This is a genomic window from Hydrogenovibrio sp., assembly GCF_965140365.1.
In the GTDB taxonomy this organism is placed as follows: Bacteria; Pseudomonadota; Gammaproteobacteria; order Thiomicrospirales; family Thiomicrospiraceae; genus Hydrogenovibrio.
Window position 1 is genome coordinate 2,431,595 of the sequence record NZ_OZ223196.1, and the last position, 16,333, is coordinate 2,447,927.

The following is a 16,333-nucleotide window of genomic DNA, read 5'->3' on the forward strand; positions in this document are numbered from 1 at the left end:
ATTAACCAGGTCTGAAACCAATACAAGTGAAGTTACCTAAATAGTAACTCGGCATGCTTATGTATGGACAAAATAAAAAATGCTTAACCTTAATCTACAATAAGCCTTTTTGTTCTAAACCCTCGATAATTTTTCGAGACTTCGGGTTTAACCACTTCTGCTGTTTCATGTGCTCTACTGTACTTTTATCAATGGAAAACCCCATTTGCAGTAAGGCTTCAGTAAAATCTTGATTTCTTGCATGCCGTATTGAGCGTTCAATGATGCTGGATTTAAGCCATTCTGGGCTTTCTTTAGGCGGCACCTTCTCCGTAGCACCAAATGATAATAAATAACGCACCACATCAATATTGCCTGAATTAGCACTATATTTTAATAAATCATCTAATTTTCTCTGCTCGGTTATAGGAGTTCGCCCCAACATATATTCAAGCAACTCCAAACGCCCTTTCATGGCTGCCGTACGCATATAAGGATAGATGACTTTTCCATTAGACTCTATTTCTAGTAGAGGAATTAACTCTTCCAATGGGCGATCGGCAATCATTTTAATAACCTGTCCTTTAGTCGCCCTTACCTCCTCCCTAGAAAATAACGGAATGGAAGGTTCTAGGCTCCTAGAGCTTTGGACTTCACTATTTAACTTTGAGCTAGTTTTATTAAAACTTTCCGTGTTCAAATTATATTTTGGTCCATGAAAGGACATTTCAATATTTTCGGCTTTACCACCACATGCAAAAAAATCTCTGGCATAGATAATCAATAGAAGCAATGCCATACTTAGAAATACTAAAAATACAATACGCTTCATGGCTAATTTCTAATAAACATCTTGAGTTGCATTTGTTTTAACCAAATTTTTAGTTACATTTTCTAGCTTATCTTCTATTTTTTTTAGTTTTCGATTCATTATAAAAACATTCAAAATCAATAAAAAAATCACTATATGCGTTAAAATATCTACCATATTTTCTCCTTAACTAAAACAAAAATTAACTTCTGTTACGATTCTAGGGTCATCAATTAAGGGGAACATCGATATCAGGCATATCTGCCACTGGACATGCTTGCATAGCCCTATACACTTCCTCTCCCCCTCTCTCATTGTGCATCGGCTGTATAGCAAGCTCCGGCCAACAATCGCCACACCCGATGCAAATAATTTCATATTGGTTATAGTGAAACTCGGGGCCCCCCTCAAAATCTTCACCTTGTTCCGAGAATTTATCCCATAGCACCATTCCAAATGTAGCAAGCTCAATTAAAAATGTAGCGACAACAAGGTTAGCTTGGGCTTCTTTTGAAGAGACTGCTGATCCAATCAATGACAAAGACGCTATAGAATAAAAAGAATTTCTTAAAAACTCCCCCCTCTTCATAACATCATATGACTGGTTTGTTTTATTAACAATTTTTACAGGTATTGACTCAATAGTATTAGACATAATCCCTCAACTTATAAGCATTAACAATTATCATTTTTAATACTATTGCGTTTAAAACATGCCTGTCAAGAATTAATAAAAATATCTTTAAAGGTAAGATTTTCTAGTTATTTTTATTAATCTTCTTGCTCCAAAAATGACAAAACCACCAGGCCTGGTGGTTTTTTCTTGATTTAAGAAAGGTTAATTAAAAGCCAATTAAGCACTTTTAATCTGCATTTCAAACTGTTTCCGTAACACTTTCGCAGCCTCGACCATATTCGTCAGTGCCGGTTCGGTCTCTTGCCAGCCCCTTGTTTTCAAACCGCAGTCGGGGTTCACCCACAGGCGTTCTGCCGGAATGTTTTCCGCCGCCTTCTGAATTAAATCCACCATCTGCTCCACGGTTGGAATGTTGGGTGAATGGATGTCGTACACCCCCGGCCCGATTTCGTTCGGGTATTGGAAATCCACAAAGGCATCCAACAGTTTCATCTGCGACTTTGAAGTTTCGATGGTGATGACATCGGCATCCATTTTCGCCACCGCTTCGATAATGTCATTGAACTCGGAATAACACATGTGGGTGTGAATCTGGGTGTCGTTCTGCACGCCGGAAGTCGTCATGCGGAAGCTGTTCACCGCCCAACGCAAATACGCCGCCCAATCCGATTTTTTCAACGGCAAGCCTTCACGCAGTGCGGCTTCGTCGATTTGAATCATGTGAATGCCGGCGTTTTCCAAATCCAGCACTTCGTCACGTAAGGCCAAGGCAATCTGATTACAGGTGGCTTCGCGGGTTTGATCGTTACGCACGAACGACCATTGCAACACGGTGACAGCGCCGGTGAGCATGCCTTTCATGGTTTTGTCGGTTTGACTTTGCGCGTATTGCGACCAGAAAACCGTCATCGGTTTCGGGCGCGAAACGTCTCCGAAAATAATCGGCGGTTTCACACAACGCGACCCGTAAGACTGCACCCAGCCGAATTGAGTAAAGGCGAAACCGTCCAACTGCTCACCGAAATATTCCACCATGTCGTTACGCTCCGGCTCACCATGCACGAAAACGTCAATGCCGATGCGTTCCTGACGTTCACACACATCGCGGATTTCTGCCTGCATGGCGTCGATGTATTGCGCTTCGGACATCTCGCCTTTTTTGAATTTCAGACGGGTCTGACGAATGGTCTGCGTTTGCGGGAAGGAGCCGATGGTCGTGGTCGGGAACAACGGCAAATCGAACTTGGGCTTCTGAACGGCGGCACGCTCGGCATAAGGCGCGGCGCGATCCAAAGCAACTTGATCCAACTTGGCGATTCGCGCTTGCACGTCGGCATTGTGAATCAGTTTGGACTGTTGCTTGTCGGCAATGGCTTGAGCGTTCGCGGCCAACGCTTTTTCATCGACCTGGCCGTTTAAAGCATCCGCCAGCAGTTTGATTTCCGCCAGTTTTTGTTTGGCGAAGGCGAGGTAGTTTTTCAGTTCCGGATTAAGCGTTTCTTCCACCTCCAGATTGACCGGCACATGCAGTAACGAACAGCTTGGTGCTACCCACAGGTTATCGCCAAATTTAGCTTTGGCGTCCTGAAGCTGTGCAATCGCATCGGTGACATCGGTTTTCCAGATATTGCGCCCGTCGACCAAACCGATGGACAGCACTTTATCGGCTGGGTATTGCGCGACGACATCGTTCAATTGTTTCGCGCCGCGTAAGCCGTCGTAATGCAACCCAGCCACCGGCAAGTCGCACGCCAACAACAGGTTATCGCCCAGCGTTTCAAAGTAGGTGGCCAACAGCAATTTAAGCGGCGCTTGACTCGACGACTGACTCAAAGCGTCATAAGCTTGTTGGAACGCTTGTTGCCATTCGTCGGCCAGTTCCAGCACCAGAATCGGTTCGTCGATTTGCACCCATTCAATGCCTTGGTCGGCCAGACGTTGCAAGATTTCGCCATACACCGCCAGCAACTCCGGCAAGCGGCTCAGCTTCGGAATCGCCGTACCTTTGTTTTCCGCCAGATACAAATAAGTGACCGGGCCGACCAATACGGGTTTGACGTTTTTCGCCAGGCCTGCCACTTCAATGGCCTCGGCCACTTCGTCAAACAAACGCGTGTCGGTCAGGGCAAAGGCGGTATCGTCCTCCAATTCCGGCACAATATAATGGTAATTGGTGTCGAACCATTTTTTCATCGCCCCGGCGTAATCCGCTTTGGACGTGGTTTTAGAAACCGGTTCCGACTGTTCGTGCCCCACATGCCCGACGCAACAGGCAGCCGCATCGTCGGACGGCGCTCGGCCACGCGCCATGCGAAACGCCACCTCCAAATCATACGGTTCTTGCCGGAAGCGTTTCGGAATCACGCCCAGCAAGGTGCTCATGTTCAAAAACTGGTCGTAATAGGCAAAGTCGTTGGCGGGCAACAATTCCACGCCCGCGTCCAACTGGGTTTGCCAGTTACGACGACGAATGTCTTTTGCCACGGCGGCCAATTCGGCCTCGCTTTGCTCGCCTTTCCAGTAAGTTTCCAATGCGAATTTCAATTCCCGTTTATCGCCGATGCGCGGGTAGCCTAAGTTATGGAGTGTCATAATTGTTTCCTTTGAATTGGGGCACCTCGAACAACCCCCAGTGAGATTCTGCGGGTTGTTCAAGGTGCCCTTTGATTTCTATTTGTACAAAAACAATGATAGAATCCTCAAAACATGAACACAAACGAATAATATTCAAAGATATATGAGAAATATTAATAATGATTGACATTCGCCACCTCAAAACCCTGCTGGCGCTACAGCAACACAACAGCGTCAGCCTCGCCGCCCAGACCTTGTGCATGACGCAATCGGCGCTATCACATCAAATCAAACAATTGGAACACGGTCTCGGTTTGAAGTTATTCGAACGCAAAAGCTCGCCGATTCGCTTCACCCCCGCCGGCAAGATGCTGCTGAAAACCGCTCAGGAAATTGTGCCCAAGCTGGAACAGACCGAAATGGCGCTGAAAAGTTTCGAGTCGGGCGAGCAGGGCCGTTTGTTCATCGGTGTGGAGTGCCACACCTGTTTTGAATGGCTGCTGCCGGTCATGCGCACTTATCAACAGGCCTGGCAAGGTGTGGACATGGACGTGGTCAACAGCTTGTCCGGCGCGGTCAATAACCAGGCCTTATCCAACCTACAACGCCAGAAGCTGGATTTGGTCATCACCTCCGACCCGGTGGAACTGAGCGGCGTGACTTACAAGGAATTGTTCAGTTACGAATCCGTTTTGGTGACGGCCGCCGGGCATCCATTAGCGGAAGCCGATTGGCTGACGCCGCAGGATTTGAAACACGAAACCCTGATTCATTACCCGGTGCCGAAAGAAAAACTGGATGTGTTCAAACATTTTCTGATGCCGGAGAACATTTCCCCGAACGAGCGTTTATCGGAAATGACGTTGATGATGCTGCAATTGGTAGAAAGCCGCAAAGGCGTGTGTGTGTTACCGAAATGGTTGCTGGCGACCTTGCCGGAATTTCAGCATTTACCCACCCTTCGACTCGGCACGCAAGGTTTATGGTCCAAACTTTACGCTGCCATTCATGAAGACGCGGAAAACAAAGCGTACATCAGCGCGTTTATCGACAAAATCAAACAGGAAATGCAAAACACCTGAATCACGAAATTCACCAGGCCTGGCCATTTTCAGGAAACGGATAATTCAAAATTGATTTGGAGGCGGGGAATAAAAAGGAGGGCCTGGACGGCCCTCAAACCCTGAGGAACTAACTAGAAGGAACTTCTTACAAGAGGCTTCAAATCGAAGCCCCAAAAATTAAAACTTAGGAGATAAGAATGAATCGATTACTTGGTTAAATCGATCATTGAAAACTCTTTGTAGCTCAATTGGCCGTCTTGATCGACATCCAACAAGCTCCATTGGGCTTGCACTTTGTCAGACCCTTTTGCTTCATCGGCACTGAGTGCGTCGTTTTTATCGGCATTCAAATCCGACCAAAGTTGATCCACTTGCGATTCACCCATTGCAACGCCTGCCATACCGATGGAAGCCAAAAATGCTGTGATTAGTCTGATTTTTTTCATGTGATTACTCCTTTTAAAATTAAGTGAAACAATCAAAAGGCGACCGAATGAACTCCCCCTATTCGACCGCATGATGATTGCTTTCGAGGTCTATATAGCACCGGCTGTGCCAACTTTTAAAAATGAAATAACCTATTGATATAAAAGCTATTTTTTAACCAAAAACCATTTTTTGAGAAGCGAGGCTTCAAATCGGCCAAAAAAGGCGTTTTTTTTGTATGCATAGCCCGACACTTATCGGTTTATAAAACGAAAAAACTTCTGAAAAATACGAAGGGTTTGCAAACATTCATAGAAAAACCGAGCCAGGAATCGCTAAGTGGCTGACATCTTAAGGAAAATTTATTTAGATAAAAACCAACCCTTTCATCGACGGGGTTTAAAAAATGTTGCCATTAAGCGACACCTATTTTTCAGTATGGCCTTAAATCGAAACAAACAGACGATAAACAATTGATTTTATAGGAATTTCAACTCTGTCGCCGGACGACGACAGAAAGAACGTTAAGACGATTTTTTCTTAAATTCCGCCGGTTTCAACTGGTGGCGTTCCAACAAACGATAAAACTCGGTGCGATTACGTTGCGCAATTCGCGCCGCATGCGTGACATTGCCGTTCACCAGTTTCAGCAAGCGAATGAGGTAATCCCGCTCGAAGTTCTGTTTGGCTTCATTGAATGACATCATCGACAGGTTTTTCTGTTGCAGGGCCTTTTCAATCAGGCTGCCGGGAATCAACGGCGCGGTGGCAAAAGTGCAGGCCTGTTCGATGACGTTTTTCAGTTCGCGAATATTCCCCGGCCAATCGTACCCCAACAGCATTTCCATCGCTTCGTTGGATAACTTTTTGGCTTTGGTCTTCTGTTGCGCGATGAAGTGGTTTGCCAACAACGGAATGTCTTCCGGCCGGTCGGTCAAACTCGGTAAACGTAAGGTGACGATGTTCAGACGGTAATACAAATCCAGCCGGAATTGCTTTTCGTCCACCAGTTGTTTCAAATCTTTATGACTGGCCGACACCACCCGCACATCAATGGAAACGGTTTTGCTTTCACCCACCGGACGGATTTCGCCTTCCTGCAAGGCACGCAACAGCTTGACCTGAAACGCCGGGGACATATCGCCGATTTCATCCAGAAACAGAACGCCGCCGTGCGCCAGCTCGAACAACCCTTTGCGGTTTTCAATGGCACCGGAAAACGCCCCTCGCTTATGGCCGAACAACTCCGATTCCAGCAAGTCTTCCGGGATGGCGCTACAGTTGACCGCGATAAACGGTTTGTTGCGCCGCGGGCTGGCGGCGTGGATGGCCTGAGCAATCAACTCCTTCCCGGTACCGCTTTCACCCTGAATGTACACGCTGATGTCACTTTGGGCGACGTGATACAAATCCTGCAACAGCGCTTCAATAACGTGGCTTTGGCCGATAATGTTCTTGCGCCATTTGGCTTGTTCCTCACCGGAGCCGACCGGGGTATGAATGTTCAAGGCCTGACGGATTTTTTCATTCAGCTCAACGTGGTCAATCGGTTTGGTGATGAACCCGAACACCCCGCGGCTGGTGGCGTCCACCGCTTCCTGAATGGTGCCGTGCGCGGTCATGATGATGACCGGCAGCGTGGGATAATGTTGGTGAATCTGTTCGTACAGCGCCAGACCATCCATTTCGGCCATCCGCAAATCGGTGAGTACCAGGTGCGGGTTAAAGGTAGGCAATTTGGCCAAGGCCTCGACCCCACTGCCGACGGTTTCCACTTCCAGCCCCAAAGACCGCAAGCGGATGGACAGCAGCGTCAGCAAGCTGGCATCGTCGTCCACCAATAATAATCGTTGCCCGTTAAAATCGGGCGTTGCTTCCGAGTCAACGCTCATCGTTTATCCTTTTATTTAAGGTTTTTTCGATTGATTTCAGTGCCTGAATCTGCGATTTCAGCACAGCGTTTTCCTTCCGCAGTTCCTCAAGCTCATGATGTTGAGCTTCTCTCTTTTTTTCTAAGGTGTTCTGGTCGGCTTTCAGCGTGTCGATGACTTCCAGTGTCTGCGCCTGACTGTCGTTCAGCCATTCCAGTAACCGGTTCTGATTTTGAGCCGACCGTTGGTTCAAGTCGTGCAAAATGGCCAAACGTTCCTTGTGGGTAATACAACTTTTCTCGTCGGAAAAGCTGTACGCCAAAAGCCACCCGGCCTGCCAGACCTGTTTTTCACGGTATTGCTGCGCCAGGCTGTGACATACCCGCTGACGATGTTCACCTTGCAGATTGCAATAATAGGCGCCTTGTTTCAGCAGCCGCACCGCTTCTTTATCGGTCAGGCTGCAAAACAGGGATTCACTGACCTGATCTTTGTCTTCGGGAAACGCCAGCGGAAACTGCATTTTATCCGACGGCCCGGAGTGCTTGGGGGAAAAAGCACTGCACCCCGTCAACAGAGACAAGGTCAAGCCCAATCCGATCATGGCGATGAATTTCATTTCACTGGCTCCACAGGTAAATCCAAAGCAATACGCGCTCCAGAATAATGTTCGTTCGGCGGCAACAGCTGAATTTCGCCGCCGTGCTTTTCCACATAATAACCGACAATGGCTAATCCGAGCCCGGTACCTTTCATGGTCGAGCCGGGCTGAACGTCGCCTTGGAAAAAGTCTTCGAAAACGGCTTGATGTAATTCTTCCGGAATGCCAGGTCCTTGGTCTTCCACCATAAAACGCAAACCGGTTGCCGTACGCGTGACCGACACGCCGATGTGATCGCCCGAATTGGAAAACTTAATCGCATTGGACAGAAAATTACTCAAAATCATCTTCAGTTTGGCCGCGTCCGCGACAATTTTAAACCGTGGCACCGCCACATCCAACACCACGCTTTTATTTTGGGCCAACAATTGGTAATCGGCCACCAATTGCGCCACCAGTTTGGACACATCCACCTCACCCAAATCAAGCCGCGATTGAATCGACACCGCTTTCTGATATTCCAATAAGTTGGCGACCAGGTTCATGATATTGAAGTTGCCCACCTGCATCAGTTGCACCACTTCTTTCTGCTCCTGCGTCAGAGAACCGATTAATTCCTCCGAGAGCAAGTCGGTGCCTTCTTTCAGTGTGGCCAGCGGCGTTTTCAGCTCATGGGAAATGTTACGGATGAACTGTTGTTTTTCGTTTTCGAGGTGCTTCAATTCCTGCCGCAACCCTTCAAGATTTCGCCCCAACTCGCGCACATCGCGCGGCCCGGCGGAAATATCGATGGGCGTTTCAAAGTCGTCTTTCGCCAAACGGCGAATCACCGAACCGGTTTTACGAATCGGCTTGGTAATAAAATGCACGAACACCACACTGAGCAAAAAAGCCAACAAAGCACTGGCCAGCACAATGTAAAACACTCGCTCACGCACCAACCCTTCATACTCCGACAGGGCTTGCACTTCCAGCGATTGCTGGCGCGACCCCATTTCGATGATTTGCTTGGCCTGATTGGTCAATATTTCAAACTGACCGACGTCTTCCGCCAAAACCGGTTTCTGCTCCTGAAACGCTCGATGATACACCGACTCGAACAATTCCATTTCCAACTGTTTCAACTGGTTCAGCTTTTTCGCCAAATCGGAATCAATGTCGTAAGGCTTGGAAGCATCCACCAGACTGATGAATTTTTGGTGATGGGTCAAAAACGCGTCCAGCAAAGAGGTTTCTTTCAACACCTGATATTGACGAATACTGCGTTCCATCGACACCAGACGTTCCAGAATCAAACGGCTGTTTTCCGTGACCATCACGGTTTGAAACACGGTTTTGTGCGCCTGTTTGGAATAACTGTCCATCGACACCAGCGCATACACAATGGCAAACATCAATGGCAAACTCACCACCACGAAACTGCCGAGCATCCACTGATACAGGGAACCCGCCCAAACCGGTTTCAGTTTGGCGGTCAGGTTTTGGCGAACATTTGACCAGGCCTGGTTAAACACGCGGTTCCTGGCCAGCCAATAACGGCTTCGTTTGCGGTTGGGAAAAAATCATTCGAAGAGTCACCATCGAAAAAATTAAAAACATCATTGTAAAACGACGGCCGGGAAAAATCGGAATATTTTGGAGTAACAGCGATTCGACGGAAATCAATTCGTCTGGTTAAAGGAACGGCACCAACCGAGGAATTCTTCCGGCGGCAGCGGCCGACTGAACCCAAAGCCTTGCGCCAGAAGACAGCCTTTGTCGCGCAGGAACTGGGCCTGCAACTCGGTTTCGACGCCTTCGGCGATGACTTCCACCCCGACGGCCTTGCCCACGGCGATAATGGCTTCAACAATCGCCAGGTCTTCGGCATCGTCGGGCAGCGACTGCACGAAAGACTGGTCGATTTTCAACTGGTCCAGCGGCAGTTTCTTCAAATAGGACAAGGAGGAGAAGCCGGTGCCGAAGTCGTCCATCGACAAGGCCACGCCCAGATCTTTCAGGGCGTACAGAACTTCAATCCCTTGTTGCTCGTTCTGCAACAGGAAACTTTCGGTCACTTCCAACTCCAGCACCGCAGGGTTGATGCCGGTTTCCGCCAACACTTCCGCGACCGTGGCGACAAAATCCTGATGCATGAGTTGAATGGTGGACACGTTCACCGAAATACGCTCCAGCTCGAACCCCTGTTTTTGCCAGGCCAGCCAATGACGACAGGCTTGAGCCAACACATCCCGCCCCAACGGAATAATCAGCCCCGTGGATTCGCTGATGCCGATAAACTTATTCGGCGGCACCACGCCCATTTCCGGGTGCAGCCAGCGCACCAAGGCTTCCGCCCCCACCACGCGATTTTCCTTCAAACAGATTTGCGGCTGGAAATAGGTCACCAGTTCTTTATTTTCAATGCCTTGACGCAACGCTTTTTCGTAAAAGAAATATTCCGAGGTGGTGGTGGTCAACTCCGAGGAATGGAAAGCGTAACCACTGTGCGGCAGTTTCTTGGCTTCAAACAGCGCCTCGTCGGCGGATTTCATCAAATCCAAGGCTTCGTCACCGTCCAGCGAAGACAAGGCAATGCCGATTTTGACATCCAACACGTGGTCTTGCCCGTCAACACTGAATGGCTCCAAAAACGCCTCGATCAATTGCTCGGCAAATTCAACGGTTTCATTTTTGTTTTGGATATCTTCCATCAGAATCAGGAAGTTGTCCGCCCCCAAACGCGCCACGGAATCTTCCGAATCCAGCAGTTGATTCAAACGTTGCGCCACCGCTTTCAGCAATTGGTCGCCGTATTCGTAGCCCACAGCGTCGTTGAACATTTTGAAACGGGCGATGTCCACAATCAGCAACGCTACTTTTTGTGATTCGCGCGAAGATTTTTTGATGGATTGTTGTAATCGGTTTTTGAACAGCGATACATTCGGCAAGCCAGTGAGAATGTCGTAAAACGACAAACGGTTGATCTCCTGTTCGGTGGCTTTTTGTTGGCTCAAGTCATTCATTAAACCAACGTAATGCAGCACCTCGCCGGCTTTATTTTTGACGGCGTTGATGGTGAGCCATTCAGGATAGATGGTACCGTCTTTTTTACGGTTCCAGATTTCGCCCTGCCAAGTACCGGTGGCTTTTAACGACGCCCACATGTCACGATAAAAATCTTTCGCTTGCTGGCCCGAACTGAGCATGGACGGGTCTTGACCGGCGACATCCTCAAAATCGTAACCGGTGATTTCTTCAAACTTGCGGTTAACCAGTACAAAACGGTTGTCGGCATCGGTAACCAAAATGCCTTCTCCGGCATTGTCGAACACCGAACGAGTCAGCATTTGGAAACGCTCGGTTTCATGGCGGAAACTCAAGTCGTTCATCACCACCAAATGCGCCGGTTCGGCGTGATAGGTTATCGGTTTGTGCGACAGCTCCACCGCCACCCGGCGACCATCCTGGCACAACAAATCCTGCTCAATATAAGCCGGATGGTGATGCTCCATTTCTCGCAGACGCTGAGAGAAGGCTTCCCGTTTTGTCTCCGGCACCAGATCCAACAACGATTTTTCCATCAAATCGCATTCCTGATAGCCCAACAGGTTATAGACTTCATGATTGGCATAAGCGATGCGATCGCCCTGATAAATTAACACCCCGTGCATCGACATGCTCAATAAGTCACGGTACAGGGTTTCCGCTTCCAATACCCGCTGTTCTTTCTCTTTGATGCTGATACTGGTCTGGTAATGGAAGTTTTCTTCGATGCGGTGTAATAGTTCGGAGAAACTGATTAAGTCCAGCAAAGCCCCATTTTCATCCGTGACACCAATATGATGGAATTTGCGTTCCATCATAAAGTGGCGCACATAAGACAAGCTTTGATTATGGGATACGCTAATCAATGGCCAGGAAGCAATGTCCTTAACCACCAGGTCATCGTAGTTTTCCAGCAATGCGAAGCACTTCAACAAGTCTCGCATCGAGACAATCCCGAGTTCGTCACCGTTTTGCACCACCAGCGCGTCCACGTCTTTTTCCGCCATCATCGCCAGCACGTCGTTGAGGCCGGTTTGTGCATCGACGTAATGCAAATGCCCATTCAACAATTCACTGATGGCGATGCCTTCCAGAAAATGCTCACTGGCTTTGGCGTTGACGAGATCGGATTGCGCCAAGACCCCAACCGGGCGTTCGTCGCAATCCACCACTAATAAATGATGGATGTGTTTTTTATGAAATAGGTAAGTAGCGGACGACACCAGTTCGTCCTGATGAATGCGCCAGACAGGGGTGTTCATCACCATCGCAATCGGGGCTTGTAACACTTCCGGTTTGGAGACGTCGAGACGCAATAGGTCGGTACGCGTCCAAATGCCTTCGATTTCGCCATTCTCTTCCACCAGAATGGAGCCGATGTTTTTCTGGCTCAAGATACCGATCACCGATTTAATGCTCATATTCGGCGAACAGGTTTCCAACCCGTGGTGCATAAAATGCGAAACAGTCAAAGATTCTGGCGGCATTGCAAACAGAGAAATGTTACTAGGGTGTTTCATGACGAAAATTTTACACTAACCCTTTCGGGAAGGCTACCAAGTTAATGGAAAAGAACAGCCTTTTTGAAACGGGTGCCCCCACTTTGTCACTGACGAACCAGACGCCGCAAATCGAACTCGGTTTCAAAGTTGGAACGATAAGGGTTGATGTCGAGCCCGCCCCGGCGAACATAACGTGCATAAACGGTCAGTTTTTCCGGCTGACAGTAACGCATCAGGTCAACAAAAACCCGTTCAACGCACTGCTCGTGAAACTCGTTGTGTTCCCGAAACGACACCAGGTATTTCAACAGGCTTTCACGATTAATTTCCGCCCCTTCATAACGAATCACAATACTGCCCCAATCCGGTTGGCCGGTGACCAAACAGTTAGATTTCAGCAAATGGCTGTACAACGTTTCCGAGACATGTTTAGACGAAGCGATTTTCAATAAATCCGAGCGCACCTGATAATCACTCACTTCGATATCCAAGTCGTCCAGGCACTCGCCGGGCGGCGCGCCGATTAAGGTGTGCGGCTCGTTCAAATCGTACAACGCCACTTTGACGTCAGCGCCGCAGGCCTGGGACAAATCGGTAATCCAATGCTGCTTAACCGCTTCCGCCGACGAAAAACGGGTGCCGTTGAAGGCGTTCAGGTACAGCTTGAAGGATTTCGATTCAATCAGATACGGCGACTCCGCCGGGAAAAAAAACAACGCCCAACCGACTTGTGGCTTGCCCTTGTCATTCAGCCAGGAAATTTCGAATCCGGTCCAGACATCCTGCCCCGAAAACGGCAAGGCCTCTGGCTGAAGCCCGAGTTCATCGCGCTTTTCCTGACGCGGCACCGGAAACAAAATGCTCGGGTCGTATTGCGTGCAATAAGGCGTTGCTTGGCCTAACAGGCTTTGATTCGCCGTGGAACCCGGTTTGGGGGAAAGGGGATTTGTCATAAATCTCTCAAAAACATTGGCTACGATTTTAGGTATTATACGAAAACGATTATCAAGATACAGAAAGGTTCGCCCGTGTTAACAACGTTGATTTATGGCATGCTACTGACGGCTTTGGTTTTGGCCGCGCTTTGGTTGGGGTTTCGGTTCCTGAGACGCTTTCCGGCATTTGACGGCTTCAACACCCGCACCGCCAACAAGCGCATGTTGCAATTGACCTTAATTCTGTATTTCACCGGCGTGGTGCTGACCGTTTACTGGATGCTGAACTAACCTTTCTTCCGAGTCAGAGAGGAATCGCATATAATCGACCATACCCTTTAAAACAAAAGGATTTTTGTATGACGCACGCCTCTAAACGCCTTCCGTTTCTGCAACGCGCTTCGCTGTTACCTTTTGCTATCGTAACGGCGTTGAGTTCTCTGCCTTTAACCGCCGACGCTTGTACCCGAGCGCTCTATACCGGTGACGACAACATGGTGGTCACCGGACGCAACATGGATTGGATGGAAGACATGTCCTCCAACTTGTGGCTGTTCCCGGCCGGTATGAAGCGCGACAGTGCCGCTGGAAAACATTCATTTTCCTGGACATCCAAATACGGCAGCGTCATTACCTCCGGTTACCATGCCGCCACTACCGATGGTATGAACGAAAAAGGCCTGGTCGCCAACATACTCTTCCTGGCGGAATCGGACTACGGAAAACCCGACAATAAACGCCCGATAATGTCCAACAGCGTCTGGACACAATATGTTTTGGATAACTTCGCTACGGTGGCTGAAGCGGTCAAAGCCTTACGCAAAGCCACGTTTCAAGTGCAAGGCCCGACACTACCGAACGGTTCGCCATCCTCTTTACACTTGGCCATTTCGGATGCTACCGGTGATTCCGCCATTTTCGAATACCTCAACGGCAAGCTCACCATTCACCACAGCCGAAATTACACCGTGATGACCAACTCTCCGCCCTATTCGCAACAATTGGCCATCAACGCTTACTGGGAACAAATTGGCGGCACAAAATTCCTGCCCGGCACCATCAGCGCGGCCGATCGGTTTGCCCGAACCCATTACTTCATTAGCGGCATCCCACGCAAAATCGATTCAAAGTTGATTAAAAGCGTTCCCAATCAATCCTTTAAGAATCAAGCCGTCGCCAGCGTGATGAGTGTTCAAAGAGCCGTCAGCGTCCCCATCGGCATTAGCACCCCAGGGCAACCCAACTTATCTTCCACCCTGTGGCGTACCGTCTCGGATCAGAAAAATCACGTTTACTACTTTGACGCCGCCAATCGCCCGAACACTTTCTGGGTTTCCTTGAAACAGGCGGATTTGACACCCGGACAACCGGCCAAAAAACTCACCATCGAGAAAGGGGAGATTTTTTCGGGCGACGTCACGAAGCAGTTCAAACCGGCCAAACCCTTTCAATATTTACCCGTGCCGTAATGCGCTTAAAGTTTAGAAAGGCGCCGTTGCAATGCGGCGCTTTGTGTTTGAAATTCCGCCATTTTGGTTTGGTAAACCGGTTGAATGGTTTCCCAGTGTTCCGGCTGAGGTAATGTCTCTTTCAAGCGATGTTTCAACATCATAAAATCATGCTCCCGGCCTAACAATTCACCCAGTTCGTCCAAACATTGAATGCGCTTGCGCTGACCCCGCAACCCAAGTTGTCGCAACAGCTTCAATTGATAATAAGCGTATTTCACCCATTTTCGCCAGGCGTGGCGTTGTTCGAGCTGACCCGGCTTAAACGCCTGTTTTCCAAGCGCCCGACATCGGGTAAACGTCATCGCCAACCCTTCTTTCAATGGGCCATCGGATTGAAAGTCGAATTTCAATTTTCGCCAGGCCTGGCGTTCTTTTTTCAAAGCCTGAATCACTTTATCCCACGGAATCGGCGGCGGAGGCGGTTCGTTCATCCAGGCTTTCAGCATCGCCATCAGACAGTGCTTTTCAGATTCGGGCGCTAACTCGACCAGATCCAAAAGTGTATCCATCAGGACTTCACGGTCGCGCATGGCAGACAGTTGTTTGCCGGTCAGACGCATACGTTTTTTGGCGGCTTGAAAGGTCAGACGTGGCACAGCGAATCGGACCAGTTGCCAATAGGCGCGGAGGTGTTTCAGTAAGACACGCAGGGCATGCACCGATTCTTTATCGTCACGGTGTTTGGATTGCGCCAACGCAAGGGCGTTTTCCAACAAGGAAAGAATTTCCTGTTGCAGTTGTGCCAGCCGCTCGGCATCGGACATCTGACCGAAAAACGGCTCGGCCCAGTCCACGGCGGATTTTTTCATGTTTGACTCCAAACGCCACCCGAATGACGCTATCTTAACCTAAGTCTATGACATGATTATGAAAGCTTTCCCGACGGCGTGCCGCCCCGGACACCAGAACAGAAAATCAGCGTCCGTCGTTGTCGCATTCAAGCGCACAGCCCAGCGCATCCATCGCCGCTTGAAAATCGGGCAAGGCTTGCTCGGGCAGTTGCACCTGCATTATGACCTGGCTGTGGTAATCCACCGACACCACCTCACCGTCCACCAAGCCGAGCTGGTGGCGCACCGGTTGTTCCTGCGCGAAATCGCAGGTAATTCGACACACCGTTACATCCACCTGCTCCGTCACCGACAAGCTTTCCATCACCGCCTGTGCGGCTTGGCCATAAGCGCGTGTCAGACCGCCGGCTCCAGCTTGATGTTGCTTTACACACGAAAGACAATTTGATAGACATTAAAAATGTGTTAAAAACTCAAAGAGTTCTGTATGTCTATGGTTTTCTCAAAAAACACACAGTAAACTGATATAGCTTCGTCTATGAAATTCAATTCTCAAAAGTAGTTTCAACATGATGTTTCAAAGATTTAAATATTAGAATTTAAA

At 48.8% G+C, this 16,333-nt stretch carries 15 protein-coding genes; 3 read left to right on the plus strand and 12 right to left on the minus strand.

The window, feature by feature from the left end:
* Positions 1–94: 94 nt before the first annotated feature.
* The 4 genes from AC0KH7_RS11500 to metE all read right to left on the minus strand — a co-directional run bounded on the left by AC0KH7_RS11500 (position 95) and on the right by metE (position 4,019).
* On the minus strand, positions 95–811 hold the full coding sequence (locus AC0KH7_RS11500; protein WP_472373546.1) for a hypothetical protein: 717 nt from the start codon (positions 809–811) through the stop codon (positions 95–97).
* Positions 812–820: 9 nt separating this feature from the next.
* A complete protein-coding gene (locus AC0KH7_RS11505; protein ID WP_472373548.1) occupies positions 821–967 on the minus strand; it encodes a hypothetical protein in 147 nt (48 codons plus the stop codon).
* 52 nt (positions 968–1,019) lie between these two features.
* A complete protein-coding gene (locus AC0KH7_RS11510; protein ID WP_472373550.1) occupies positions 1,020–1,445 on the minus strand; it encodes a hypothetical protein in 426 nt (141 codons plus the stop codon).
* Between the two features lie 198 nt (positions 1,446–1,643).
* Positions 1,644–4,019 (minus strand): 5-methyltetrahydropteroyltriglutamate--homocysteine S-methyltransferase, encoded by a 2,376-nt coding sequence (gene metE / locus AC0KH7_RS11515; protein WP_472373551.1) that lies wholly within the window; start codon positions 4,017–4,019, stop codon positions 1,644–1,646.
* A gap of 161 nt (positions 4,020–4,180) precedes the next feature.
* Here metE and AC0KH7_RS11520 point away from each other — a divergent pair, with 161 nt between their 5' ends.
* A complete protein-coding gene (locus tag AC0KH7_RS11520) occupies positions 4,181–5,083 on the plus strand; it encodes a LysR substrate-binding domain-containing protein (RefSeq protein ID WP_472373553.1) in 903 nt (300 codons plus the stop codon).
* A 188-nt stretch (positions 5,084–5,271) separates the two neighbouring features.
* Here the strand turns inward: AC0KH7_RS11520 and AC0KH7_RS11525 are convergent, their stop codons facing one another.
* From AC0KH7_RS11525 to queF, 6 genes are all read right to left on the minus strand, one after another.
* The gene (locus AC0KH7_RS11525) at positions 5,272–5,511 is read right to left on the minus strand and encodes an EF-hand domain-containing protein (protein WP_472373555.1); all 240 of its coding nucleotides are present in this window, start codon (positions 5,509–5,511) and stop codon (positions 5,272–5,274) included.
* 504 nt (positions 5,512–6,015) lie between these two features.
* Positions 6,016–7,383 carry a sigma 54-interacting transcriptional regulator gene (locus AC0KH7_RS11530; protein WP_472373557.1) on the minus strand — a complete coding sequence of 456 codons (1,368 nt, stop codon included), beginning with the start codon at positions 7,381–7,383 and terminating at the stop codon, positions 6,016–6,018.
* Complete coding sequence (locus AC0KH7_RS11535; RefSeq protein ID WP_472373559.1) at positions 7,373–7,981, minus strand: hypothetical protein; 609 nt, start codon at positions 7,979–7,981, stop codon at positions 7,373–7,375. Before AC0KH7_RS11535 ends, AC0KH7_RS11530 begins: the two co-directional genes overlap by 11 nt.
* A complete protein-coding gene (locus AC0KH7_RS11540) occupies positions 7,978–9,477 on the minus strand; it encodes a HAMP domain-containing sensor histidine kinase (RefSeq protein ID WP_472373561.1) in 1,500 nt (499 codons plus the stop codon). Before AC0KH7_RS11540 ends, AC0KH7_RS11535 begins: the two co-directional genes overlap by 4 nt.
* A gap of 147 nt (positions 9,478–9,624) precedes the next feature.
* Entirely contained in the window at positions 9,625–12,510 is a 2,886-nt protein-coding gene (locus tag AC0KH7_RS11545) for an EAL domain-containing protein (RefSeq protein WP_472373563.1), read from the minus strand.
* Positions 12,511–12,596: 86 nt separating this feature from the next.
* Positions 12,597–13,445 carry an NADPH-dependent 7-cyano-7-deazaguanine reductase QueF gene (gene queF / locus AC0KH7_RS11550; RefSeq protein WP_472373565.1) on the minus strand — a complete coding sequence of 283 codons (849 nt, stop codon included), beginning with the start codon at positions 13,443–13,445 and terminating at the stop codon, positions 12,597–12,599.
* Positions 13,446–13,520: 75 nt separating this feature from the next.
* On the opposite strand from queF, the gene AC0KH7_RS11555 reads away from it, so the two are divergent.
* Positions 13,521–13,718 (plus strand): hypothetical protein, encoded by a 198-nt coding sequence (locus AC0KH7_RS11555; protein ID WP_472373567.1) that lies wholly within the window; start codon positions 13,521–13,523, stop codon positions 13,716–13,718.
* 68 nt (positions 13,719–13,786) lie between these two features.
* Positions 13,787–14,896: a linear amide C-N hydrolase gene (locus AC0KH7_RS11560; RefSeq protein WP_472373569.1), complete on the plus strand. Its 1,110-nt coding sequence runs from the start codon at positions 13,787–13,789 to the stop codon at positions 14,894–14,896.
* A 5-nt stretch (positions 14,897–14,901) separates the two neighbouring features.
* Here AC0KH7_RS11560 and AC0KH7_RS11565 read toward each other — a convergent pair whose 3' ends face one another.
* Together AC0KH7_RS11565 and AC0KH7_RS11570 are read right to left on the minus strand one after the other, a co-directional pair.
* Positions 14,902–15,747 (minus strand): CHAD domain-containing protein, encoded by an 846-nt coding sequence (locus tag AC0KH7_RS11565; RefSeq protein ID WP_472373571.1) that lies wholly within the window; start codon positions 15,745–15,747, stop codon positions 14,902–14,904.
* A gap of 106 nt (positions 15,748–15,853) precedes the next feature.
* Positions 15,854–16,093 (minus strand): DUF1949 domain-containing protein, encoded by a 240-nt coding sequence (locus AC0KH7_RS11570; protein ID WP_472373573.1) that lies wholly within the window; start codon positions 16,091–16,093, stop codon positions 15,854–15,856.
* Between the last annotated feature and the right edge of the window lie 240 nt (positions 16,094–16,333).

Coding starts and splice junctions, on each gene's coding strand:
- AC0KH7_RS11500 (WP_472373546.1), bottom strand. CDS start 811: ATGAAGCGTATTGTATTTTTAGTATTTCTAAGTATGGCATTGCTTCTA.
- AC0KH7_RS11505 (WP_472373548.1), bottom strand. CDS start 967: ATGGTAGATATTTTAACGCATATAGTGATTTTTTTATTGATTTTGAAT.
- AC0KH7_RS11510 (WP_472373550.1), bottom strand. CDS start 1,445: ATGTCTAATACTATTGAGTCAATACCTGTAAAAATTGTTAATAAAACA.
- metE (WP_472373551.1), bottom strand. CDS start 4,019: ATGACACTCCATAACTTAGGCTACCCGCGCATCGGCGATAAACGGGAA.
- AC0KH7_RS11520 (WP_472373553.1), top strand. CDS start 4,181: ATGATTGACATTCGCCACCTCAAAACCCTGCTGGCGCTACAGCAACAC.
- AC0KH7_RS11525 (WP_472373555.1), bottom strand. CDS start 5,511: ATGAAAAAAATCAGACTAATCACAGCATTTTTGGCTTCCATCGGTATG.
- AC0KH7_RS11530 (WP_472373557.1), bottom strand. CDS start 7,383: ATGAGCGTTGACTCGGAAGCAACGCCCGATTTTAACGGGCAACGATTA.
- AC0KH7_RS11535 (WP_472373559.1), bottom strand. CDS start 7,981: ATGAAATTCATCGCCATGATCGGATTGGGCTTGACCTTGTCTCTGTTG.
- AC0KH7_RS11545 (WP_472373563.1), bottom strand. CDS start 12,510: ATGAAACACCCTAGTAACATTTCTCTGTTTGCAATGCCGCCAGAATCT.
- queF (WP_472373565.1), bottom strand. CDS start 13,445: ATGACAAATCCCCTTTCCCCCAAACCGGGTTCCACGGCGAATCAAAGC.
- AC0KH7_RS11560 (WP_472373569.1), top strand. CDS start 13,787: ATGACGCACGCCTCTAAACGCCTTCCGTTTCTGCAACGCGCTTCGCTG.
- AC0KH7_RS11565 (WP_472373571.1), bottom strand. CDS start 15,747: ATGAAAAAATCCGCCGTGGACTGGGCCGAGCCGTTTTTCGGTCAGATG.
- AC0KH7_RS11570 (WP_472373573.1), bottom strand. CDS start 16,093: ATGGAAAGCTTGTCGGTGACGGAGCAGGTGGATGTAACGGTGTGTCGA.